23 protein-coding genes and 1 pseudogene are annotated in these 20982 nt (G+C 68.4%); 7 read left to right on the top strand and 17 right to left on the bottom strand.

Translation table 11 applies throughout. From position 1 onward, the window contains the following. The first annotated feature begins 194 nt into the window (after positions 1 to 194). Both MOX01_RS14975 and MOX01_RS14970 read left to right on the top strand, forming a co-directional pair. Entirely contained in the window at positions 195 to 1793 is a 1599-nt protein-coding gene (locus MOX01_RS14975) for a sensor histidine kinase (protein WP_113681839.1), read from the top strand. After that, positions 1790 to 2944 carry a hypothetical protein gene (locus MOX01_RS14970; RefSeq protein WP_058632697.1) on the top strand — a complete coding sequence of 385 codons (1155 nt, stop codon included), beginning with the start codon at positions 1790 to 1792 and terminating at the stop codon, positions 2942 to 2944. The genes MOX01_RS14975 and MOX01_RS14970 overlap by 4 nt, the downstream gene beginning before the upstream one ends. Here MOX01_RS14970 and csrA read toward each other — a convergent pair whose 3' ends face one another. From csrA to MOX01_RS14890, 15 genes are all read right to left on the bottom strand, one after another. Then, positions 2945 to 3196 carry a carbon storage regulator CsrA gene (gene csrA / locus MOX01_RS14965; protein ID WP_046747374.1) on the bottom strand — a complete coding sequence of 84 codons (252 nt, stop codon included), beginning with the start codon at positions 3194 to 3196 and terminating at the stop codon, positions 2945 to 2947. Between the two features lie 4 nt (positions 3197 to 3200). Continuing rightward, positions 3201 to 5261 (bottom strand): flagellar biosynthesis protein FlhA, encoded by a 2061-nt coding sequence (locus tag MOX01_RS14960; protein ID WP_058632698.1) that lies wholly within the window; start codon positions 5259 to 5261, stop codon positions 3201 to 3203. After that, on the bottom strand, positions 5258 to 6349 hold the full coding sequence (locus MOX01_RS14955) for an EscU/YscU/HrcU family type III secretion system export apparatus switch protein (protein WP_058632699.1): 1092 nt from the start codon (positions 6347 to 6349) through the stop codon (positions 5258 to 5260). Before MOX01_RS14955 ends, MOX01_RS14960 begins: the two co-directional genes overlap by 4 nt. Further along, positions 6346 to 7107: a flagellar biosynthetic protein FliR gene (locus tag MOX01_RS14950; protein ID WP_046747445.1), complete on the bottom strand. Its 762-nt coding sequence runs from the start codon at positions 7105 to 7107 to the stop codon at positions 6346 to 6348. Before MOX01_RS14950 ends, MOX01_RS14955 begins: the two co-directional genes overlap by 4 nt. 4 nt (positions 7108 to 7111) lie before the next feature. Further along, on the bottom strand, positions 7112 to 7384 hold the full coding sequence (fliQ, locus tag MOX01_RS14945; protein WP_017828226.1) for a flagellar biosynthesis protein FliQ: 273 nt from the start codon (positions 7382 to 7384) through the stop codon (positions 7112 to 7114). Then, the gene (gene fliP, locus MOX01_RS14940; RefSeq protein WP_058632700.1) at positions 7381 to 8196 is read right to left on the bottom strand and encodes a flagellar type III secretion system pore protein FliP; all 816 of its coding nucleotides are present in this window, start codon (positions 8194 to 8196) and stop codon (positions 7381 to 7383) included. Before fliP ends, fliQ begins: the two co-directional genes overlap by 4 nt. Beyond that, positions 8193 to 8657 (bottom strand): FliO/MopB family protein, encoded by a 465-nt coding sequence (locus MOX01_RS14935; protein ID WP_230977946.1) that lies wholly within the window; start codon positions 8655 to 8657, stop codon positions 8193 to 8195. Before MOX01_RS14935 ends, fliP begins: the two co-directional genes overlap by 4 nt. A 32-nt stretch (positions 8658 to 8689) precedes the next feature. After that, positions 8690 to 9349, bottom strand: coding sequence for a flagellar motor switch protein FliN (gene fliN / locus MOX01_RS14930; protein ID WP_061018515.1), 660 nt, complete (start codon positions 9347 to 9349; stop codon positions 8690 to 8692). Then, entirely contained in the window at positions 9346 to 10278 is a 933-nt protein-coding gene (locus tag MOX01_RS14925) for a flagellar motor switch protein FliM (protein ID WP_058632701.1), read from the bottom strand. Before MOX01_RS14925 ends, fliN begins: the two co-directional genes overlap by 4 nt. Before the next feature lie 49 nt (positions 10279 to 10327). After that, positions 10328 to 11137: an OmpA/MotB family protein gene (locus tag MOX01_RS14920; protein WP_061018519.1), complete on the bottom strand. Its 810-nt coding sequence runs from the start codon at positions 11135 to 11137 to the stop codon at positions 10328 to 10330. Beyond that, positions 11134 to 11943 carry a motility protein A gene (locus MOX01_RS14915; protein WP_058632702.1) on the bottom strand — a complete coding sequence of 270 codons (810 nt, stop codon included), beginning with the start codon at positions 11941 to 11943 and terminating at the stop codon, positions 11134 to 11136. Before MOX01_RS14915 ends, MOX01_RS14920 begins: the two co-directional genes overlap by 4 nt. Further along, a complete protein-coding gene (locus MOX01_RS14910; protein ID WP_141370362.1) occupies positions 11943 to 12191 on the bottom strand; it encodes a flagellar FlbD family protein in 249 nt (82 codons plus the stop codon). Before MOX01_RS14910 ends, MOX01_RS14915 begins: the two co-directional genes overlap by 1 nt. Before the next feature lie 146 nt (positions 12192 to 12337). Then, complete coding sequence (locus MOX01_RS14905; RefSeq protein WP_061018521.1) at positions 12338 to 14038, bottom strand: long-chain-fatty-acid--CoA ligase; 1701 nt, start codon at positions 14036 to 14038, stop codon at positions 12338 to 12340. Positions 14039 to 14081: 43 nt separating this feature from the next. Continuing rightward, positions 14082 to 14480 (bottom strand): hypothetical protein, encoded by a 399-nt coding sequence (locus tag MOX01_RS14900; RefSeq protein ID WP_113680338.1) that lies wholly within the window; start codon positions 14478 to 14480, stop codon positions 14082 to 14084. Between the two features lie 224 nt (positions 14481 to 14704). Continuing rightward, entirely contained in the window at positions 14705 to 14986 is a 282-nt protein-coding gene (locus MOX01_RS14890; protein ID WP_046747384.1) for an ArsR/SmtB family transcription factor, read from the bottom strand. A gap of 143 nt (positions 14987 to 15129) precedes the next feature. On the opposite strand from MOX01_RS14890, the gene MOX01_RS14885 reads away from it, so the two are divergent. The 5 genes and pseudogenes from MOX01_RS14885 to MOX01_RS14865 all read left to right on the top strand — a co-directional run bounded on the left by MOX01_RS14885 (position 15130) and on the right by MOX01_RS14865 (position 19281). Next, on the top strand, positions 15130 to 16431 hold the full coding sequence (locus tag MOX01_RS14885) for an NAD(P)-binding domain-containing protein (protein WP_141370360.1): 1302 nt from the start codon (positions 15130 to 15132) through the stop codon (positions 16429 to 16431). 143 nt (positions 16432 to 16574) lie between these two features. Next, positions 16575 to 16691 (top strand): annotated as a pseudogene (locus MOX01_RS19435) (thioredoxin-disulfide reductase); the annotation flags it as partial. A 74-nt stretch (positions 16692 to 16765) separates the two neighbouring features. Next, positions 16766 to 17863, top strand: a complete 1098-nt coding sequence (arsB, locus tag MOX01_RS14875) for an ACR3 family arsenite efflux transporter (RefSeq protein WP_046747386.1) — start codon at positions 16766 to 16768, stop codon at positions 17861 to 17863. Then, on the top strand, positions 17860 to 18849 hold the full coding sequence (locus MOX01_RS14870) for a metalloregulator ArsR/SmtB family transcription factor (protein ID WP_141370358.1): 990 nt from the start codon (positions 17860 to 17862) through the stop codon (positions 18847 to 18849). Before arsB ends, MOX01_RS14870 begins: the two co-directional genes overlap by 4 nt. A 24-nt stretch (positions 18850 to 18873) precedes the next feature. Continuing rightward, positions 18874 to 19281, top strand: coding sequence for an arsenate reductase ArsC (locus MOX01_RS14865; protein ID WP_061017798.1), 408 nt, complete (start codon positions 18874 to 18876; stop codon positions 19279 to 19281). 59 nt (positions 19282 to 19340) lie between these two features. Here MOX01_RS14865 and MOX01_RS14860 read toward each other — a convergent pair whose 3' ends face one another. Continuing rightward, positions 19341 to 20501 carry a flagellar hook protein FlgE gene (locus MOX01_RS14860; protein WP_046747389.1) on the bottom strand — a complete coding sequence of 387 codons (1161 nt, stop codon included), beginning with the start codon at positions 20499 to 20501 and terminating at the stop codon, positions 19341 to 19343. A gap of 25 nt (positions 20502 to 20526) precedes the next feature. Further along, a complete protein-coding gene (locus MOX01_RS14855) occupies positions 20527 to 20964 on the bottom strand; it encodes a flagellar hook assembly protein FlgD (protein ID WP_046747390.1) in 438 nt (145 codons plus the stop codon). Positions 20965 to 20982: the final 18 nt, after the last annotated feature.

Raw genomic sequence — 20982 nt, 5'->3', positions numbered from 1 at the left:
CGGCTCCCCAGCCGCGGCCCCGGATGCCTGCGAATCCCCACTCGCCTGGCCCCGGCGTCTGCGTTGTTCCCCAGTCGCAGTTTCGGCCCCACTCAGAATGCTAGGGGTGCGAGGCCGCCCGAAGAGCGGGCTGCACCGATCTTTGAGTAATCTTGCGGGAAAGCTGAGGATCGACCGGAGGGCGGGCGAAGAGCATGATCCGCACCGTCTCGATCTGGCGATGGCAACTGGTGTTCATGGGCAGCATCGTCGCCATCGTGGTGATGATCACCGCCTTCAAGCCCCAGACCTTCGCCAACCCTCTGATCGTCACGGGGATCGCCCTCGTCGTCGTGACCACTCTGGTGACCCTGGCCGTGCCCTGGCATCGACTCCCGCACAGCGCGGTGGCTGCCATCCCGCTCCTGGACGCCCTCGCCGTCGGCTTCACGACGAACGCGCCCGACATCCGCCTGGGCTTCCTCTGGGTCTTCCCCGTGGTCTGGCTGGCGACCTATTTCTCCCTGCCGTGGGTGCTCGGAGGCATCGCCTTCATCAGCGGTACCCTCGTGGTCTTCGCGGATCAGAACGGCACTCCGGCGGACATCCTGCTGCGGCTGTTGACGCTCGTGATCACCCTCGGGTTCCTGGGCGTCACGGTGCGCATCGGCGCTCAGCGCTCTCGTGCGGCACGCCGACTTCTCCAACGGCGGTCGGAGCAGGTCAATCGCGCGGCCGAGCGCGCCGAAGCCAACCAGCGCAGGGTCACGCAGATCGTCGACGCGCTGGGCGCCGCGCTCGTCGTCGTCACATCGTCCGGTCGCATCCTGCAGATGAACGACGCGTACAGGTCTCTGTACGGGCGCGACCGCTTCGGCGCCGCTCTGCCCTCCGCCTCGGTCGAGTACGACGCGCGTCGCGGCCATGCCGTGCCGCAGACGCGCACGACGCTGGCAAGGGCGGCGCGCGGAGAGACGTTGCAGTCCGAGCGGGTCTGGCTGTTCGACGGCGGTGGACAGTGGAGGGCGCTGGAGGTGAGCACACAGCCGATGGCCACGGCCGGCGAGGGGGAGGACATCACTCTCGTCGTGATCGATGATGTGACCGCGATGCTCGAGGCCGAGGAGGAACGCAGGGCGTTCACGGCGGTCGTCTCGCACGAGCTGCGCAACCCGCTCACCGCGATCATCGGCCACGTGGAGCTGCTGCGCGAACGCGAGGATCTCCCGGGCAGGGTGCCCGCTCAGCTCGAGATCATCGCGCACGCGGGCGATCGCATGCAGGAGCTCGTCGGGAGCATCCTGGAGCAGACGAGCCACACGGCTCCGGAGCCGTTCGCCCCTGTGGACCTGCGCGAACTCGTCGAGGCGTCCGCCGCTTCGTACTCACCGCTCATCGCCGGCAGCAGACAGACCCTCACCGTGGAGGGGGAGGGCGGACTCGTCGTCTCCGGCGACGCTTTCCGCCTGCGCCAGGTGCTGGACAACCTGCTCAGCAACGCCGTCAAGTACACCCCCGCCGGAGGGATCATCACCGTGGACCTCTCGACAGGGCCCGATGGGTACGCGGAACTCGCTGTCTCCGACAACGGTACGGGGATGTCTCCCGAAGACCTCTCACGGGTGTTCGAGCCCTATTTCCGTGCGGACAGCGCGATGCGCGCCGGCATCGGCGGAACGGGGCTCGGGATGGGGATCGCCAGGGAGATCGTCGCCGCCCACGAGGGCACCATCGATGTGGTCAGCGAGGCCGGCACCGGAACCAGGGTGACACTGCGGTTCCCGCATCACCGAGCGAAGGAGAAGCACACATGAGTCCGCTCGTTCCGGTGAGCGTCGACATCACCACCAGCATGGTGGCCGTCGTCACCGTGCTGACAGCGCTGGTGGTGGGGCTCGGAACGCTCGCCCGCCCGAGCCGCGCGACGGTGACCTGGGCCGGCGCGTTCGGGCTCGGGATGCTCGGGGCCTACCTGTGGCTGGCCGGGCAGCAGACCGATGAGCAGATGCTGCGCGCCGCGGCCTCTGCGCTGATGCTGTGCTTCGAGCCGCTGGTGTGGATCGGACTGCGGCTGCACTTCGGTCGCCGCGCATCCTGGTGGGCGGTGATCCCCTTCCTGGTGGCCGCCCCCGTGCTTCTCGTGGCGACGACGGAGACGCCCTGGTATCTGCCCACTTTCCACGTCGTCTTCCTCGTCAGCGGGGTGTTCGCCGGCATGGTCGCGTACGAGCTCCTGCGCGGACGGCCCGTGGCCAGGGACATCGTGCTGCCGCTGGCTCTCGCCTCGTGCGGATTCGTGGTCGTGGCGGTCGTGAGCGCCGCCTCCGCCCTCGTCGTGGGCGGTGCGGGAACCCAGGAGCAACTGAGCGCGCTGCGCGGCATGAACGCCGTCGGGACCCTCGTGGTGAGCACCTGCGCGGCCTTCACCCTCGTGCTGCTGGTGCGCGTGGGGGAGAAGGCCGCTGCCGGTCGCAGCACCGACGGGGCGGATCGCGCCCGCAGACGTCTGCGCAAAGCCGAAGCGCAGAACGACCAGCCGTGGTCCGTCCTCGACATCCGCCTCGACGATCCGGTCGACCTCCGCGAAGCATCGACCGGAGCGGAGTTCGCCCGCATCGTCGATCGCTTCCACGACGACATCGAAGACGCGCTGCCGGCATCGGCGGACGCCGATCGGATCGAGGACGGGCGGGCCGTCGTGATCATCCGTGGCAGCGACGAAGCGGTGCGGTATCACCTGCGCGCCATGCTCACCCGCATCGCCATGCTCGAGAGGGGAGCCTCCGCGAGTGGTATCCGCTCCTCCGCCAGCATCGGCTGGGCGCCCGTGTCCGTCGTCGGCTACGACTACGACCTGCTGCGGGCTGCGGCGGACCGGGCCGCGGTCAGAGCCAGGGCGGCGGGCGGCGATCAGTGGAAGCGCGCCAACGCGGACGACCTGATCGGCGTGCGACCGGCGGGCTGACTACCGCGTGCGGGTCTCTCGTCCTCGCGCGAGGGCAGCGACGATCGCGCCTTCGGCGTCGTCACCCGTCTCGGCGGCGGCCGACACGTTCTCGGCGACCACGGCCTCGATGATCTCGGTCCTCTGGATGCGCGTCTCGCGCGGCGCCTTCACGCCGATGCGCACGCTGTCGCCCTTGATCTCGAGCAGCGTGACCTCGATGTCGCCGTCGATGCGCACGCTCTCACCGATCCGCCTCGTCAACACCAGCATTCGTTCAGCCTAGTGCTGCGGGGACGACGCCGACCGCCGGTGCGGGGATGTCGTGCACGACGCCCACCGTCTCGATCGTGAGAGCCGCGGCAGTCGCCTCGTTGTACGACAGCACGGGGAGGCCGTCGGTCTGCGCGGAGATGAGGCGCCGCACGGCCGGTCGCAACGAGGGTGCGCACACGAGCACCGGCTCGCCGCCTTCCCGCACCGAGGAGACGGCGTGCTTCACGGACTCGATCACGGTCTCCATGCGCTGCGGATCGAAGACGATCTGACTGCCCTCGTCACTCGAGCGCAGGCTCTCGAGCATGGCCTGCTCCAGCAGCGGGTTGATCATGACCACGCGCAGGGTTCCGGCATCGGCGAAACGGGCGGCGATCGCCGGGCCGAGGGCGGCGCGGGCGGCCTCGATCAGGCCCTCCGGCTCGGTGGACACCCTGGCCCGCAACGCGAGAGCCTCGTAGATGCGGCTGAGGTCGTTGATGGGGACCCGCTCCGCCAGGAGGCCCTGCAGCACGCGCTGCACCTCTGCCAGTGAGAGCAGAGCGGGGGTGAGCTCCTCGACCGCAGCGGGCGAGACCTGCTTGAGGGCGTCGGTGAGCTGGCGCACGTCTTCGCGGCTGAGCAGTCGAGCGGCGTGGGCGTGGATGACGCTGGAGAGATGCGTGATGATCACACTCGCGCGGTCGATCACGGTGGCCCCGGCGAACTCCGCGCTGTGGCGCATCTCCATGGGGATCCACTTGCCCTCGAGACCGAAGACCGGGTCGAGCGTCGCCGTGCCGGGAAGGCTGTCCAGCCCCTGTCCGAGCGCGAGCACCGACCCGACGGGTGCCGTACCGCGACCGGTCTCGACCCCGGCGATCCGGATGACGTAGGTCGCCTGCGGCAGCTCGATGCTGTCGCGGGTGCGCACCGGTGGCGCGACCAGCCCCAGATCGAGGGCGATGCGGCGTCGGAGGGCTTTCACGCGTGCGAGGAGGTCGTCCGGGCCCCCGGTGACCAGATCCACGATGTCGGGGGCGAGCAGGATCTCGAGAGGATGCACACGCATCTTCTCGATGAGCTCCTCCGGCTGGTCGGTCGGAACCGTCGACGGGCTCTGCACCGCAGCCGCCTCTTCGCGTTTCTGGGTGGCCTTGATCCGCTGCGCGATCAGCAGCAGCGTCGCGCCGATCGCGACGAACGGCAGCATCGGCATGTGCGGGATGAGCGACATGATGATCGCGGCGCATCCGGCGATGATCAGCGCATTGCGGGACTGGCCGAGCTGGGCGGACGCCGCCGTCCCCATCTCCGCCTCCGCCGTGGAGCGGGTCACGATCATGCCGGTGGAGACGGCCATCAGCAGGGCGGGGATCTGCGTGACCAGACCGTCGCCGATCGTCAGCAGGCTGTAGGTGCTCACGGATTCGTCGATCGTCATGCCGTGCTGCACGATCCCGATGGCGATGCCGCCGACGATGTTGATGATGATGATGACGAGACCGGCGATCGCGTCGCCCTTCACGAACTTGGACGCACCGTCCATGGCTCCGTAGAAGTCGGCCTCGGCCGCCACCTCGGCGCGGCGCTCGCGGGCCTCAGCATCGGTGATGAGTCCGGCGTTCAGGTCGGCGTCGATGGCCATCTGCTTGCCGGGCATCGCGTCGAGCGTGAATCGTGCGCCGACCTCGGCCACGCGCTCCGCACCCTTGGTCACGACGACGAACTGGATGACGACGAGGATGAGGAACACGACGGCGCCGATGATGAGCGAGCCGCCGACCGCGATGGCGCCGAAGGCCTCGATCACCTGCCCCGCATACGCCTCGCCGAGCACCAGACGGGTGGAGGCCACGTTGAGCCCCAGGCGGAACAGCGTCGCCACGAGCAGCAGCGAGGGGAAGACCGAGAAGTCGAGCGGCTTCTTCACGAACATCGACGTCAGCAGGATCACGAGCGCGAACATGATGTTCAGGATGATGAGGATGTCGAGCAGGAACGGCGGCACCGGCACGACGAGGAGCATGATGATGCCCACGACGCCGATCGGCACTCCGAGCTTGGGAAGCAGCTGTCTCATGCGGTCCTCCGGTAGGGAAGGGAGTGGATGCCGCGGGCGGCCCCGCGTCGTCGCAGCGAGTCGACGAACACGAGCACACGGGCCACGGCGTTGTACAGGTCTTCGGGGATCTCGTGCCCGAGCTCGCAGGCGGCGTGCAGAGCCCTGGCGAGGGTGATCTCGCGCACCAGTGGAACACCGGCGCGCACGGCCTCGTCGCGGATGCGCTCCGCGATCACGCCGCTGCCCTTCGCGACCACCTTGGGCGCGGCCCTGCCGGGTTCGTACCGCAGTGCCACGGCGATGTGGGTGGGATTGACCACCACCACATCGGAGCCGGCGACGGCCGCGATCATGCGGTTGCGGCTGACAGCGAGCTGCCGTGAACGGCGCTGCTGGCGGATGAGCGGATCGCCTTCGGAGTTCTTGCTCTCGTCGCGGATCTCGCGCTTGGTCATGCGCGTGTGCTTGCGGTTGCGTCGCATCACCACGAACATGTCGATCGCGGCGAGGGCCAGCCCCACGCCGATCGCGGTCTGCAGCAGGGCGGTCGTGCCTTCGCTCGCGGTGCCGAGCAGTCGGGTGACGGAGTGCGCCCCGCTCGCGGTCAGCACGGGCATCAGGCTCGCGATCACGAACCAGAGGGCGATGCCGATGGCGGCGGTCTTCATGAGGGCCTTGGCGCCCTCCCAGAGAGCCTGCATGCCGAACACGCGGCGCACGCCGTTGACGAGGTTGAACTGCTCGAAGCGGCCCGTCAGAGGGCGCAGGTGCACACCCCCCTGGATGACCGCGCCGATCAGGGTGACGATCGCGACGGCCGTCAGCATCACGGTGAGCGTCGGGAGCACGGAGGCCAGGCCGCGGCCGAGCGCTGCGAGCGCGGCCTCCGGCGTCGGCGCCGCGACCAGGGAGTCGAGCGTGAGCAGCTGCTCCGTCCCCGCCGATGCACCGAGCGCGATCGCGGCGGGCATCGTGACGGCCGCCGCGCCGATACCGAGCCAGGCCGTGAGGTCCTGACTGCGTGACAGGCGTCCCTTCTTCCTCGCTTCGCTGAGGTGCTTGTCCGTCGCCTTCTCGCTGCGTTCGCCGGTATCGGTCCCGCTCATCGGTGCACCCCCTGCATCATCCGCAGGGCGTTGGCGGCGAGAGCGTCGACGATGCCGGGGAGCACGGCGTACACGGCTCCGGCGAGCAGCAGCGTGAGCAGGATCTTCACCGGGAAGCCCATCGCGAACGCGTTCAGGGCAGGGGCGACACGGGTGATGAGCCCGAGCCCGACATCGGCGAGGAACAGCACGAGCACGAGCGGTCCGGCGATCTGCACGGCCGCCAGCACGAGCTGCGTCACCCCGTCGACGAGCAGTTCGGCAGGACCGGCCACCTGGAAGATACCGTTGACGGGCACGGCCTCGAAGCTCCGCGCGAGCCCGGCCAAAATCAGCTGGTACCCGCCCGAGGCGAACAGCAGCGTGAGCGCGGTGATGTGGAACAGCCGGGTGAACTGCGCGCCGTTGACCATCGAGTGGGGATCGAACGCCTGCGCGAGCTGGAACCCGCCGAAGACGTCGATCAGGCTTCCCGCAGCCTGGAGCGCGGAGAAGCACAGCAGCACCAGGAACCCCAGCAGGGCACCCGTGACGAGCTGCAGGACGAGCGCGCCGAGGAAGGGACCGGTGTCGAGGTTCTCGTACCCGGGGGCGACGGCGGTGCCGACGGCGAGGGAGAGCCCGATCGCGAGCATCGCCTTCACGCGCACCGGGATCGCCCCGTAGGAGAACGGCGGAGCGATCATGATGAAGGCCGTGATGCGCACCGCGGTGAGCATCGTGGCCTCCAGCCACGCGAAATCGATGGGGATGTACACGCCGTCATCCACTCAACAGCGAGGGGATGCGGGCGAACATCTCGTTGGTGAAGGCGATCATCTCGGCGATCATCCAGTTGCCGGCGATCAACAGCGCGATGCCGACCGCGACGATCTTCGGCACGAAGGACAGCGTCACCTCCTGCACCTGGGTGATGGACTGCAACAGCGAGATCGCGAAGCCGACGACGAGCGCGGTGACCAGGACGGGGGCGGCGAGCTTCGCCGCGATGATCAGTCCCTGCGTGCCGATGTCGATGACCGCCTCGGGGCTCATCCGACCCCTCCGTAACTCTCCAGGAGGGCTCTGATGATGAGCCCCCAGCCGTCGACGAGGATGAACAGCAGGATCTTGAACGGCAGCGAGATCATGACGGGCGGGAGCATCATCATGCCCATCGACATCAGCGCCGCTGCCACGACGAGGTCGATCACCAGGAACGGGATGAAGATCACGAAGCCGATGATGAACGCCGCGCGCAGCTCGGAGATCATGAACGCGGGGATGAGCGTGTACATCGGGACGCTCGAGGGGTCCTCGGGGTTGGGCTGGCCGGCCATCCGCGTCATGAGCGCGAGGTCCTCTTCGCGGGTGAAGCGGAGCATCCACTCCTGCAGGGGCAGCTGGCCCACGTCGATGGCCTGTGTGAACGAGAGCGAGCCGTCGATGTAGGGCTGCACCGCGACCGTGTTGATCTCGGTGAGCACCGGCCACATGATGAACAGCGACAGGAAGAGGGACAGCCCCGCCAGCACCTGGTTCGGGGGGATGGTCGGCAACGAGAGGGCGTTCCTGGTCATCGCCAGCACGACGAAGATCTTCGTGAACGACGACATCATCAGCAGCAACGCGGGGGCGACCGAGAGCAGCGTGATGCCCAACAGGGTCAGGATCGACCCCGACGGACCGCCGTCGACGCCGTTGATGTCGATCGTGACGCCCTCGCCCTGATCGTCCGGGGTCACCTGTGCGTGGGCGGCCGTGCCCGTGATGAGGGTGAGGACCACGACGAGTGCGAGTGCCGCGGCGAGGATCAGCGCGATTCGTCGCAGCGCGCGCCCGTCGACGACCCCACGGGTGACGCTCATCGGGTGCGCCGGATGGCCTCGGCGGTCTGCCGCCACGTCTCGGGGGAGAGGATGGAGCCGCGCAGCGGATCGTTGCGGTGCCGCACACGGCGCTGCGGCGCTGATGACTCCGGCGGGATGTCCGTCGATTCCGTCAGAGCGGCCGCGGCCAGGATCCGGTCGAACTCCGCGGCGTCGGACGCCGCTTCCGTGGTCGCCGGCGACCATGCCGGGCGGGGTGTCTCCTCCGAGGTGTCGGTCCGCTTGACCGGCAGCCGATCGACGACGTTCACGCCGTGCTCCGTGACGCCGAGCACGTATCGGGCGTCCTCGGTCTGGATCACGACGATCTGCGCCTTCGGGCCGACTCCCTGGCGTCCGAGCACCGTGATCGCCTCACTGTCGCGACGACGGGCCTGCGTGCGCGCGACACGGCGCTGCAGGAACCACAGCACTCCGAGTACTGCGGCGAGCGAGAGCACGACCCGCAGGCCGAGCAGGAGGTCGTCCAGGGTCAGGCCTCGACGTTCTCGAGGATGCGGGTGATGCGCACCGCGTAGTCCTGATCGACCACGACGACCTCGCCATGGGCGATGACGCGTCCGTTGAGCTTGATGTCTGCGGGGGCGCCGGCGGAGCGGTCGAGCTCGACGATGCGTCCGGGTTCCAGGTCCAGCACGTCGCGCACCGCCATCCTGGTGCGGCCGATCTCGACGGTGAGCTCCATCTCGACGCCGGCGATGCGGTGCAGCCGGCGGGACGGGTTCGCGGCTCCTGCCGGCGCGCGGGTGACGACGACGGCCAGGCGTCCGACCGTGTGGTCGGCGTCGTCCTGCAGATCGAACAGCTGCACAGCCGGGTCCGCGAAGAGGGCGGAGGCATCGCCCACGGCGGCCTCGCCGAGAGCGCCGGAGCCCAGTGCGCTGGTCGCGGTTTCGAGGGCATCGCGCAACCGATCGGTGAGCGGTGTGCCGCCGAGCCCGTCGACCAGGATCTCCGGCTCGAAGAGCTGCACGGCGAGCTGGGCGCTGGCCTCGCCGACGAACTGCACGATCACGGCGTCGCCGGTGTCGCCCGAGACCTGGGAGGCGCGTGCGACGAGCGGGGAGGGCGTCGGGAGCGATGCGGCGAAGGCGGCGGCGACGGCGGACTCGTAGGTGGTGGTGCTGCTCACGCGGACTCCTCGGCGGATGCGGGATCGGGGACGGTGGTGGTGACGACACAGGCCAGCCGCGCGCCCGCGCTGCCAACGGCAGCGGTCGCGATGGTCTGATCGCCGACGGTGAGGACCATCGGACGGTCGGCGGAGTGCGGGAAGGCGATGATGTCGCCCACAGCGAGATCGAGCACCTCGCGCGGCAGCACCGTTCGGGGTGCGAGCCGCAAAGCCACCTCGACCGGTGCCACCTCGACCTGGCGGCGGATCCGGTCGGGTGCGGCAGTGCGCTCGAGGTCGGAGGGACGCACGGTGAATCCGGCGAGCACCGAGGCGGGCAGCATCACGCTCGTCGGCACCGTGCGACCAGCCAGACGCATCGAGAACCGCGCGACGATGACGGGCTCACCGGCAGCCGCGACCTGCGCGAACTGCGAGCTGTACTGGATGCCGCTGAACGAGACGCCGACGGGGAGCAGACCATCGAGCGCCCCGGTGAGGTGGTCGATCGCGTCGACGATCAACGAGCGGATCAGGGCCTGCTCGATCGGGGTGAAGGTGCGGTCCTCCGAGGCGGTCGATGCACGGCCGCCGACCATCTGCACGATCCACGCCGTCGCGGCGGAGGTGGGCAGCTGCACGATGAGGCGCTCTTCGGATTCGGGGAGCGCGCACACGATCATGGTGGTCGTGGTGGGGAGGGACTGAGCGTACTCGCCGTAGGTCATCATCCCGACGTGCTCGACCGCGATCGTGGCCCGCACGTGGATCTTCGCCGACAGCTGCGCCGACCACTGCCGCGAGAACGTCTCGAAGGCGAGTTCCAGGGCGCGGGTGTGCTCGCGGGAGAGGGTCGCGGAACGGCCGAAGTCGTACACCTCGACTTCGGGGGCCTTCGCCGTCGTCCCCGCGCGCACTTCGGAGCGCACGCTGTTATCGATCACCACGAACCGGACTATCGGGCGGTGATCGGCGTGCGTTAGGAGGGAAGGGTGCTCAGGAGGCCGGCTTCCCCGCCTGGGCCTGGGGGATGAGGGCTCGCACCTCCTCGTTCGCATCGGACAGGACCACGATGTCGACCCTGCGATTCTGGGCCAGTGCGTCCGGTGCATCTCCGGCGGCGACAGGACGCGTGTCGCCGAAGCCGACGGACTTGAGATGGGCGGGGGGAAGACCCGAGGCCTCCACGAGGTGTCGCAGCACCTGCGTCGAGCGGCCGGCGGAGAGCTCCCAGTTCGTCGGGTACGGGGCGACCGACCCACGCACGTCGGCGTGGCCCTCGACCGAGATCTCGTTGGTGGTGGTGACCAGTACGGAGCCGAGCGCATCGAGGACCAGGAGCGCCTTGTCGCTGAGCGTCGTGCTGTTCGTGTCGAAGAACGTCTCCGCGCTCACCAGCCCGATCGTGAGGCCGCGCTCGTCGATCGTGAAGGTGACATCCGTCTCGAGACCGTTGTCGGCGAGCACCTGGCGCAGACGCTCGCGAAGCGCCGAGAGCTCGTTGAACTCGGTCTGCGCGGCGGCCAGGTCGACGTCGGCGAAGTCCTCGCCCTTCTCGTCGACCAGCTCCGGGGGCACGACCACGCCCGTGGTGGCGTCGATCTCGTCGGACGGCTCCTGCCCGAAGCCCGTGGCGAGAGAAGCGCTCAGAGCCTCGAACTTCTCCTGGTCGACGGTCGACATGGCGAACAGCACGATGAACATGCACATCAGCACGGTCACCATGTCCATATAGGATGCCATCCACCGCTCGTCCGGACCGCTGTGCTCCTCCTGCGGCACGCGGCGACGGGCACGGACGCTCATGACGCCTGCTCCGTCTCCTCGGCTGCTGAGGTGCGGGCCTTCCGGCCGGATCGGGCAGAGGGACGCTCGGACACCAGCGCTCGCAGACGCTCATTCACGAACTGGGGCGGAGCGCCGGCCTGGACCGCGAGCATGCCCTCCATGAGCACCGTCATGCGCTCGACTTCGAGCTCGCCGAGCCGCTGCAGGCGACCGCCGATGGGCAGCCAGATGAAGTTTGCCGAGAGCAGACCCCACAGCGTCGCCACGAATGCTGTCGCGATCATCGGACCGAGGGTGTCCGGCTTGTCGAGCTTCTCGAGCACGTGCGTGAGGGAGACGACGGTGCCGATGATGCCGACCGTTGGCGCGAAGCCTCCGAGCGTCATGTAGAAGCGTGAGGCGGTGCGGTTGCGGGCGGCGGTCGAGGTGAGCTCGTCCTCCAGCAGCGTGCGCAGGTCTTCCGCGTCCGTGCCGTCGGCGATGCTCTGCAGTGCCTGGCGCAGGAACGGGTCCTTCTCGTCCTCGAGTCCCTGCTCGAGGGCGAGGAGCCCTTCGGCACGCGCCTTCTCGGCGTAGCCGACCACCGTGTCGATCATGCTCGACGCGGTGCGGCGCTCACCGCGGAACGCGCGCGGGAGCGATTTGACCGCATGCAGCGCATCGCGCATGGTGCCGCTCGCGATGCCGACGGCGATCGTGGCTCCGAAGACCAGCACCATCGGGGCGGGGATCAGCAGCGATCCGAGGGTCGCGCCCTCGAGGTTGATCATGGCGATCAGGGCGCCGAACGCGAGGATCAGTCCGAGGATGAGAGACGGATCCATCAGAGACCGACCTCAGAAGCGGGGGCCGCGGAATCGGTTCCCGCTTCGGCGATCAGGGCGGCGGCGGTTGCCAGCACCCCGGCGCGGAACCGGGTGATCTGCGCGATCACGTCATCCATCGTCTCGGTGACGACGAAGGTCGCACCGTCGACCATGATGAGCGTCGTGTCCGGCGTTGCCTGGACACGTTCGATCAGGTCGGGATTCACCGCGAACCGCGAACGGTTCAGGCGCGTGAGGACGATCATGGGCTCCATCCTGGAAAGATCCGTCCGCGTTCCGAAGAGCACAGACCCGACGGCCCGTCCTGGGCTGTCGGGGGTGACTGTCGGCCGGACGGCGTTGCGCGTTAGGCGGGCTCGCCGTCGGTGATCGACGCCAGGATTCAGCGGACTCAGCGGTCGGCGAGCAGCTGGTCGCGCACTTGGCGCCGCAGCACCTTGCCGATGAGGGACCGGGGGAGGTCGTCGACGGCCGTGATCCGTCGCGGCACCTTGTAGGGCGTGAGCCGGGTGCGGCAGAAGTCGCGCAGCGCATCGACCTCGAGAGCAGCTCCGTCGCGGAGCACCACTGCCGCGACGACCTCTTCTCCACCGTGCGGCTTGGGGAGACCGACGACCGCTGCGGCCTCGACATCGGGGTGGGCGACGAGCGCATCCTCCACCTCGCTCGGCGACACGTTGAAGCCTCCCGTGATGATGAGTTCCTTGAGCCTGTCGACGATGGTCACGAAGCCGTCGGGCGAGACCTGGGCGATGTCGCCTGTGCGGAGCCACCCGTCGGGCAGCAGCGCGTCGGCCGTCTCACCCGGACGACGCCAGTACCCCTGGAACACCTGCGGGCCGCGCAGGAGCAGTTCCCCTGGATCGCCGGCGGACAGGTCGACATCGGGGTCAGCGGGGTCCACGATCCGGATCTCCGTGCTCGGGAAGGGAACACCGACGGTGCCGGGGCGACGTGTCGGGCCCATCGGGTTGCCGAGCGCCACCGGCGAGCTCTCCGTCATGCCGTAGCCCTCGACGAGCAGGCCGCCGGTCGCCTCCTCCCAGCGTTTCACCGTCGCGACAGGGAGGCTCATCGCTCCGGAGATGGCGAAGCGCACGGTCGAGAGGTCGATGGTCCCTCGGGCGGCTGCGCGGGCGAGAGCGTCGTAGATCGGCGGCACGGCCGGAAGGAACGTGGGTGGCGTCGTCCGTGCCGCAGCCGTGACCAGGCCCAGGTCGAACGCGGGGAACAGGACCAGCCGCGCTCCGATGCTCATCGCGAAGGTCAGGCACAGAGTCATGCCGTACGCGTGGAACAGCGGCAGCACACCGTAGAAGGTCTCCTCGCCGTCGACGAGTCCGGGCACCCACGCCCGCCCCTGCATCGCATTGGCTCGGAGGTTGGAGTGGGTGAGGATCGCTCCCTTCGGGACGCCCGTCGTGCCGCTGGTGTACTGCAGGAGCGCGGTGTCGTCCAAGGTCGGCCCCGGCACTCGGCGTGAGATGCGTCGGTGCGCAGCGAGCTGCTTCCACGCGATCAGGTGCCGCGCTTTCGGGGTGCCGGTGAGCTTCGCGCGGGCCTCGCGGGCTTTGGGCAGAGGTAGACGGAGAGCGAGGCGCTTCGACAGCGGCATCGCCTCGGTGATGTCGACGCTCACGATGTGCTCGACCCTGACGTCGGCGGGGAATCCAGCGATCGTGTCGGCGGACTTGTCCCACACGACGGCGACCCGCGCCCCATGATCTTCGAACTGGTGGCGAAGCTCGCGTGCGGTGTACAGCGGGTTGTGCTCGACCACGATCGCCCCGAGCCGGAGGATCGCATAGAACGCCACGACGTGCTGCGGGGAGTTGGGCAGTACCAGGGCCACCCTGTCGCCGGCGCCGACCCCGAGCCGACGCAATCCCTCGGCGGCCCGTTCGACCTGCTCGCCGAGGTCACGGTACGACGTGACGGCACCGAAGAAGTCCAGCGCCGGTCGTCGAGAGAACGCCTTGACACTCGCGGCGAGCATCTCGGGCAGCGTCTGCGATGGTTCCTCGATCTCGGCGGGAACGCCGTCCGCATAGGAATCGAGCCAGGGACGTGCGGCGAGCGGTGATGCGGACATGTCTTCCATCCTGCCCGCGAACACTGTGTGCCGACTCCGTGCCTCAGCCGACGAACAGCAGGACGACGGAGAGGACGACCGCACAGCCTCCGACCGCGGCCAGAGTGATCCCGAGCACCTGGAAGGCATGGAGCAGCGGTCGTCGGGGCTCGAACCGCATCAGGCCGGGGTGACGCGCGCTGACGAACGCGTCGACTTCCTCACGTCCGCGCCAGTGGACGGACTCGTCGGAGCGGAGCGCTCGTTCCCGGAAATCGCCGGACGCGAACCAGCGGGCGCGTGCCCGGCCATCCTGCTCCTCGACGATGACGACCTCCTGAGGCAGCCAGGAGCCGTCATGCATCTTCACCAGGAGCACGATGACGAGCAGGGGCAGGCCGATGCCGAGCCCGATCCAGGACAAGACCTCGGCGATGGTGCCGAATGCGTCGAGGGCGTTCATCTCCGGCTCCGTTCTTCCGGATACGACAGTACCGGGGGAGCGCGGGGTGTTCGGATCAGCTGGGACCGAACGACGTGTTCGTCGTGCCGAAGGGTGTGGAGCACTGCCCGCGAGCCGACGAAGAAGTGCACGCCATCCTCTTGGAGCCGAAGGGGACCGTCAACACGGGGGACGCCGGCGGGGAGATGACCTCGGAGCTCCGCGAGCTCTGACGATCGAGGTGCTCAGACCGCGTGGAGAGCAGCGGCAGCCGCATCCATCGCGTCGACGTTCAGAGCGAAGTACGCCCACTTGCCGCGCTGTTCTCGCGTGACCAGTCCCGCTTCCGCGAGCAGTTTCATGTGGTGGGACACCGTGCCCTGCGAGAGTCCCACAGGCTCGGTCAGGTCGCAGATGCACGCTTCTCCGCCAGCTCCGGCGGCGATGAGCGACAACAGTCGGACGCGCGTGGGGTCGCCGAGCGCTTTGAAGACCCGGGCAACGCGTTCCGCATCCTCGACGGTCATCGAGGGTGCTATTGGCGGAACGCAGCAGGATGTCGCTTCGATTGTCGTTGACACGCTCACGGGTCTAGTCTGCCACGTATTGACAATCTTCGATAGGTGAGCGACAGTCTTCATATTGAACTTTGTCAATGTGAGGAGATGTCATGTCTGAGCTACCTGTCGTCATCGTCGGAGCGGGTCCGCAGGGCCTCGCCGCCGCGGCGCATCTCGTCGAACGCGACGAGAACGTGATGGTGATCGAGCGTGGTGAGGGGCCTGCTGCTGCGGTTTCCGAGTGGGGACACGTGCGCCTGTTCTCGGCCTGGCCGGAGCTCGTGGACGCTGCAGCACGTCGTCTTCTTGAGACGACCGGCTGGGCTGCACCGGTGTCGGGATATCCGACCGGCGCCGACTGGGTGGACGGCTACCTGGCGCCTCTGGCGAATGCCTTGGGTGAGCGGGTCCACTACGCGACGACCGTCACTGGAGTCGCTCGTCACGGCCGTGACAAGGTCGTCGAGGGCGGGCGCAGGGGCCAGCCCTTCGTCGTGCATACGGTCAGTGCGGACGGACAGGAGTCGCGAGTTCTCGCTCGCGCTGTCATCGACGCGAGCGGCACTTGGGCTCTTCCGAATCCGGCGGGAGCGGATGGATATCCCGCCCTCGGGGAGGCCGCAGCATCGGATCTGATCTCGTATCGCATCCCGGCCGATGTGGCAGAGCTCGCGGGGTCGCAGGTCGTCGTCGTGGGAGCGGGGCACTCTGCCGCGCACGCCGTCCTGAGATTGAGCGAGCTGGCACGACGGGCCCCTGGCACCCGCGTCACCTGGATTCTCCGTAGGGGGGCGGCAACGAACGTCTTCGGAGGCGGCGCCGGAGATGAGCTTCCCGAACGCGCCGCGCTCGGCTCTCGCGCGCGCAAGATGGTCGACGAGGGTGTCGTGGAGCTGGTGACCGGATTCCGGGTCGCCGAGTTCCGGCAGACCGCTGACGGGCTGACCGTGGTCGCCGAAGACGGGCGCGAGGTGGACGGTGTCGGTCGCGTGTTCGCACTCACGGGCTTTCGGCCGGACACTGAGATGCTGCGAGAGCTCCGGATCGATCTCGATCCCGCGCTCGAGGCGGTCGCTGGCATCGCGTCCGAGATCGACCCGAACATCCACTCCTGCGGATCCGTGGGTGCCACGGGAGCGCGAGAGCTCGCGCAGCCGGAGCAGGGGTTCTTCATCGTCGGCGCGAAGTCCTACGGCCGGGCGCCGACGTTCCTCGCGTTGACCGGCTTCGAGCAGGTGCGAAGTGTCGCCGCGCACCTCGTGGGAGATCATGAGGCCGCAGGGCGCAGCGAGCTCGTCCTCCCCGATACCGGCGTGTGCGGGGGATCCGGCGACTACGACGACGACGCGGGCAGCTGCTGTGCGGCTCCCTCGGCTATCCGGATCGGCGCGCGGCCCGTCACTGTCGGCTGATTTCCGATGGCGGAAGGGCGGGACTCCTCAGAGGAGGCCCGCCCTTCCGTGTCCAACCGACGAGTCAGGTTGCCAGGGCGCCCGGCAGATGAACTCCCCGAGCAGCGATTGCGTTCTATATTTATGAATGTCAATATAGACGCATGTCGACACAAGAAGCTGAGCTTGGAATCATCGGGTCCGGCCCTGCGGGGTGCACCGCGGCCGTCTACGCCACGCGTGCAGGTCTCCAGCCCACGCTTCCGGCCGGTACGGTGACTCAGGATGCCCAGCACCACCTGGCCGCGCTTGACGAACCTGCACCCGTAGAGATCGACACCGAGAAGGTCTTCGCATGAGCACCGCAACCGTGCCCACCACCGCCCCGGCCGCTCGGCGTCTGTCCACCTTGGATCGGTGGTTGCCGCTGTGGATCGGCCTCGCCATGGTCGGGGGTATCCTCGTCGGCCGCTTCATCCCGGGCGTCTCCGATCTCCTGGCCGGCCTCGAGCTCGGTGGGATCTCCGTTCCCATCGCGCTCGGCCTGCTCGTGATGATGTACCCGGTCCTCGCGAAGGTCCGCTACGACAAGGTCGCCGCCGTCACGGGTGACAAGAAGCTGCTCATCTCGTCGCTGGTGCTCAACTGGATCGTCGGCCCTGCGCTGATGTTCGTCCTCGCCTGGGCGTTCCTGCCCGATCTGCCCGAGTACCGCACAGGACTCATCATCGTCGGGCTCGCGCGCTGCATCGCCATGGTCGTCATCTGGAACGATCTCGCCTGCGGTGACCGCGAAGCGGCCGCAGTCCTCGTCGCCATCAACTCGGTCTTCCAGGTCGTCGCATTCTCGCTGCTGGGCTGGTTCTACCTCACCGTGCTCCCCGGCTGGCTGGGGCTGGACTCGCAGGGGCTGGAGATCTCGGTCTGGCAGATCGCACTGAACGTGCTGATCTTCCTCGGCATCCCCCTCATCGCCGGCTTCGCCTCCCGCCTCATCGGAGAGCGTGCGAAGGGGCGCGACTGGTACGAAGACCGCTTCCTGCCGAAGATCGGTCCCTGGGCCCTCTACGGGCTGCTGTTCACCATCGTGCTGCTGTTCGCCCTCCAGGGGGAACAGGTCACCAGCCGCCCGTGGGACGTCGCCCGGATCGCGCTTCCTCTGCTGGCCTACTTCGCGGTCATGTGGTTCATCGGCCTGTTCACCGGGAAGACACTCGGACTCGGTTACGCCCGCTCCTCGACCCTGGCATTCACCGCGGCCGGCAACAACTTCGAGCTCGCCATCGCCGTCGCCATCGGCACGTTCGGAGCGACGTCCGGGCAGGCCCTCGCCGGCGTCGTCGGCCCGCTGATCGAGGTCCCGGTTCTCGTCGGGCTCGTGTACGTCTCCCTCTGGGCGGCCCGCCGCTGGTTCCACACCGACCCGTACACCGCTGAAAGGATGCCGTCATGAACGTCACCGTTGCGACCGACACTGACACCTGCAGTCCCGTCGCCACCCATGCCATCGGTCTGGAAGCAGCCTCCTCAGTGGCGGCCACCCTGAAGGCGCTGTCGGACCCGCTGCGCCTGCGGATGCTGTCGGCCATCGCCTCCGACCCGCGCGGCGAGTCGTGCGTGTGCGACCTCGCCGAGCTCGCCGATGTCTCGCAGCCGACGGTCTCCCATCACCTCAAGGTGCTCAAGGACGTCGATGTCCTCACCTCCGAACGACGCGGAACCTGGGTCTGGTACCGCATCAACCCGACCAGGCGCGGGGCCGTCACCGCATTGCTGGACTCCTTCGCCCCCGCCTCGGTCGCACCCGGAAGCATAGACGACGACGGTCCACTGCGACCGGACTTCGACGAACGGGTGACCCGTCTCGCCGAGGAGCTCGCAGCGGAAGTTCCCGAACTCGAAGCAGACGTCGTCCTCACCACCGTCCGCGAGTCCTACACCGCGCTCGCACGCACCGCACGCGTCACCTCAGCACTCGTTCCGCTGACTGAGCGCTTCGCCCGTCAACGGCTCGCGGACCTGACCCGCGACCGCGAGGCTGCAGCACCCCAGGTGCTCTTCGTCTGCGTCGCGAACGCGGGGCGCTCACAGCTCGCTGCCGCTCTCGTGAACCAGCTGGCTGCCGGAAAGGTCGTCGCACGCTCTGCGGGTTCCGCTCCCGCCGACGTCGTCCACCCGCACGTCCGCTCGCTTCTCGCAGAGATCGAAGGCGACCAGGCTGCAGAGCGCTTCCCGAAGCCGCTCACTGATGACGCCGTGCGTGCAGCCGACGTCGTCATCACCATGGGGTGCGGTGATGTCTGCCCCATCATCCCCGGCGTCCGCTATGACGACTGGGCGGTCGGAGATCCTGCCCTCGCGTCGCGCGAAGGCGTCGAAGCCATCCGCGACGACATCGCCGAACGCGTGCGTGCCCTCGTCGACGAACTCCTCAACTGACAAGACCTCTCACCTGGAGCAACCATGACTGACACGACCACCAAGCCCTCGGTCCTCTTCGTCTGCGTGCACAACGCCGGACGCTCCCAGATGGCGGCCGGTTTCCTCCGCGACATCGCAGGGGACCGCATCGACGTCCGCTCTGCCGGTTCCATGCCCGCCGACCAGATCAACCCGATCGCGGTCGAAGCCATGCGCGAGCTCGGCATAGACATCACCTCCGAGCAGCCCAAGGTGCTCACGACCGAAGCCGTGCAGGCATCTGACGTCGTCATCACGATGGGATGCGGCGACGCCTGCCCGTTCTTCCCGGGCAAGCGCTACGAGGACTGGAAGCTCGACGACCCGGCAGGCCAGGGCATCGATGCTGTCCGCCCCATCCGCGACGACATCCGCGCGCGCATCGAACAGTTGGTGAGCGAGCTCGTCTGACGTCGGGGGAGCCGCGGCGCGCTCGTGAGCATGCAGGCCGCCGCGGCTCCCCCGACGGCTCAGCGCTTGAGGTTCGTCAGCTCCTGCAGCACCTCGTCGCTCGTGGTGATGATGCGGGCGTTGGCCTGGAAGCCGCGCTGCGCGACGATCAGGTTGGTGAACTCCTGCGACAGGTCGACGTTGGACATCTCGAGCGCGCCGCTGATGATGCCGCCGAGACCGTCGGAGCCCGCCTGACCGAGCGTCGGCTCTCCGGAGTTCCCGCTCGGCCGGTACTGCGAGGAGCCCGCCTTCTCGAGTCCGCCGGGGTTGACGAATCCGGCCAGCGCGACGCGGGCGAGTACCTCGGTGTCGCCGTTGCTGAACGTGCCGACCAGGCTGCCGTCGTTCATCAGCGCGTACGAGCTCAGGGTGCCGGCCGGCTTGCCGTTCTGCTCCTTGATCGCGACGTCGCTGACATCCGCGAAACCGGTGACCGCTGAGAGGTCCACCGTGACACCACCGGAGACGATGGACGAGGCTGCGCCCTGCTTGCCGTCCGTGAACGTGAGAGCGGTGTTCGTGCCGCCCGGTTCGGTGACGTTCCAGCCGGTGGCCGTGCGGGTGAAGGTGAGGCGCAGCGAGGTCGCCGTACCCTCGGCGTCGTAGGTCTTGATGTCGCGCACCAGCTGCTCGCCCACGGCGGCACCCGAGGGCAGGTTCCCCGTGACACGGGCCGTGGTGGTCGCCGCGGCGGGGCTGAGCGCGCCGACCGGAAGTCGGATGTCGCCGATGCCCTGACCGGGGACGATGACGCCGTTCTGCGCCGTCCAGCCCTGGACAAGGGCACCGTCTGCCGAGACCAGCTTGCCGCTCGCGTCGAACGAGAATCCACCGTTGCGGGTGTAGAGGGTCTCGCCGCCCGAGCGCACGACGAAGAATCCGTCTCCGGCGATCATGAGGTTGGTCGGCACGCCCGTGGGCTGCGGTGCCCCGGAGGCGAAGTTGGTGCTGATGCCGGCCACCTGCACGCCGAGGCCGACCTGGGCGGGGTTCTGACCGCCGGCGGCCTGCTGCGGCATCATCGAGTTGCGCACGAGCTGGGAGAGCGAGTCCTGGAACTGCACGGCCGAGGCCTTGAAGCCGGTCGTGTTGACGTTGGCGATGTTGTTGCCCGTGACGTCGAGCATGGTCTGGTGGGAACGCAGACCCGAGATTCCGGCGAACAGAGAGCGGAGCATGGTGATGCCTTTCTGGATGGACTGGTCAGGACTGCGGACGGGGAGCGACGGAGACGCCGGAGACGGCGTCGAGGGGGATGGAGGCCTCGCCGATGGTGACCAGCGGCACGGCGCCGGCATAGGACACCGATGTGACGATGCCCTTCTGGGTGACACCCTTCTCATCGACGTACTGCGCCTCGTGGCCGATCAATGCCGCAGCGGTCTGACGCATGCTGAGGGCGAAGCTCTCGGTCGAGGTCGCCGTGAGGGCGGTCAGCTGCTCCATGGAGGCCAACTGCGTGGTCTGCGAGATCATCTCGTTGGTGTTCATGGGCGAGCTGGGGTCCTGGTTGGTCAGCTGCGTCACCAGGAGCTTAAGGAAGACCTCGGAGTCGAGCGTCTTCTTGCGCTCGGACGCGGGTGTGGTGCTGCCGGTCTGCACTCCCGAGGGCGGGATGGTGCCGGAGATCGGTTCGACCATGGTCGTGGGTTCCTCTCG

It is taken from the genome of Microbacterium oxydans (assembly GCF_006540085.1).
GTDB lineage: Bacteria > Actinomycetota > Actinomycetes > Actinomycetales > Microbacteriaceae > Microbacterium > Microbacterium oxydans.
This window is presented reverse-complemented; position numbering and strand designations above follow the sequence as displayed.

Bases quoted from the DNA above. Each gene is read 5' to 3' on its own strand.
- MOX01_RS14975 (WP_113681839.1), top strand. From the start codon at position 195: ATGATCCGCACCGTCTCGATCTGGCGATGGCAACTGGTGTTCATGGGC.
- MOX01_RS14970 (WP_058632697.1), top strand. From the start codon at position 1,790: ATGAGTCCGCTCGTTCCGGTGAGCGTCGACATCACCACCAGCATGGTG.
- csrA (WP_046747374.1), bottom strand. From the start codon at position 3,196: ATGCTGGTGTTGACGAGGCGGATCGGTGAGAGCGTGCGCATCGACGGC.
- MOX01_RS14960 (WP_058632698.1), bottom strand. From the start codon at position 5,261: ATGAGACAGCTGCTTCCCAAGCTCGGAGTGCCGATCGGCGTCGTGGGC.
- MOX01_RS14955 (WP_058632699.1), bottom strand. From the start codon at position 6,349: ATGAGCGGGACCGATACCGGCGAACGCAGCGAGAAGGCGACGGACAAG.
- fliQ (WP_017828226.1), bottom strand. From the start codon at position 7,384: ATGAGCCCCGAGGCGGTCATCGACATCGGCACGCAGGGACTGATCATC.
- fliP (WP_058632700.1), bottom strand. From the start codon at position 8,196: ATGAGCGTCACCCGTGGGGTCGTCGACGGGCGCGCGCTGCGACGAATC.
- MOX01_RS14920 (WP_061018519.1), bottom strand. From the start codon at position 11,137: ATGAGCGTCCGTGCCCGTCGCCGCGTGCCGCAGGAGGAGCACAGCGGT.
- MOX01_RS14915 (WP_058632702.1), bottom strand. From the start codon at position 11,943: ATGGATCCGTCTCTCATCCTCGGACTGATCCTCGCGTTCGGCGCCCTG.
- MOX01_RS14910 (WP_141370362.1), bottom strand. From the start codon at position 12,191: ATGATCGTCCTCACGCGCCTGAACCGTTCGCGGTTCGCGGTGAATCCC.
- MOX01_RS14905 (WP_061018521.1), bottom strand. From the start codon at position 14,038: ATGTCCGCATCACCGCTCGCCGCACGTCCCTGGCTCGATTCCTATGCG.
- MOX01_RS14900 (WP_113680338.1), bottom strand. From the start codon at position 14,480: ATGAACGCCCTCGACGCATTCGGCACCATCGCCGAGGTCTTGTCCTGG.
- MOX01_RS14890 (WP_046747384.1), bottom strand. From the start codon at position 14,986: ATGACCGTCGAGGATGCGGAACGCGTTGCCCGGGTCTTCAAAGCGCTC.
- MOX01_RS14885 (WP_141370360.1), top strand. From the start codon at position 15,130: ATGTCTGAGCTACCTGTCGTCATCGTCGGAGCGGGTCCGCAGGGCCTC.
- arsB (WP_046747386.1), top strand. From the start codon at position 16,766: ATGAGCACCGCAACCGTGCCCACCACCGCCCCGGCCGCTCGGCGTCTG.
- MOX01_RS14870 (WP_141370358.1), top strand. From the start codon at position 17,860: ATGAACGTCACCGTTGCGACCGACACTGACACCTGCAGTCCCGTCGCC.
- MOX01_RS14865 (WP_061017798.1), top strand. From the start codon at position 18,874: ATGACTGACACGACCACCAAGCCCTCGGTCCTCTTCGTCTGCGTGCAC.
- MOX01_RS14860 (WP_046747389.1), bottom strand. From the start codon at position 20,501: ATGCTCCGCTCTCTGTTCGCCGGAATCTCGGGTCTGCGTTCCCACCAG.
- MOX01_RS14855 (WP_046747390.1), bottom strand. From the start codon at position 20,964: ATGGTCGAACCGATCTCCGGCACCATCCCGCCCTCGGGAGTGCAGACC.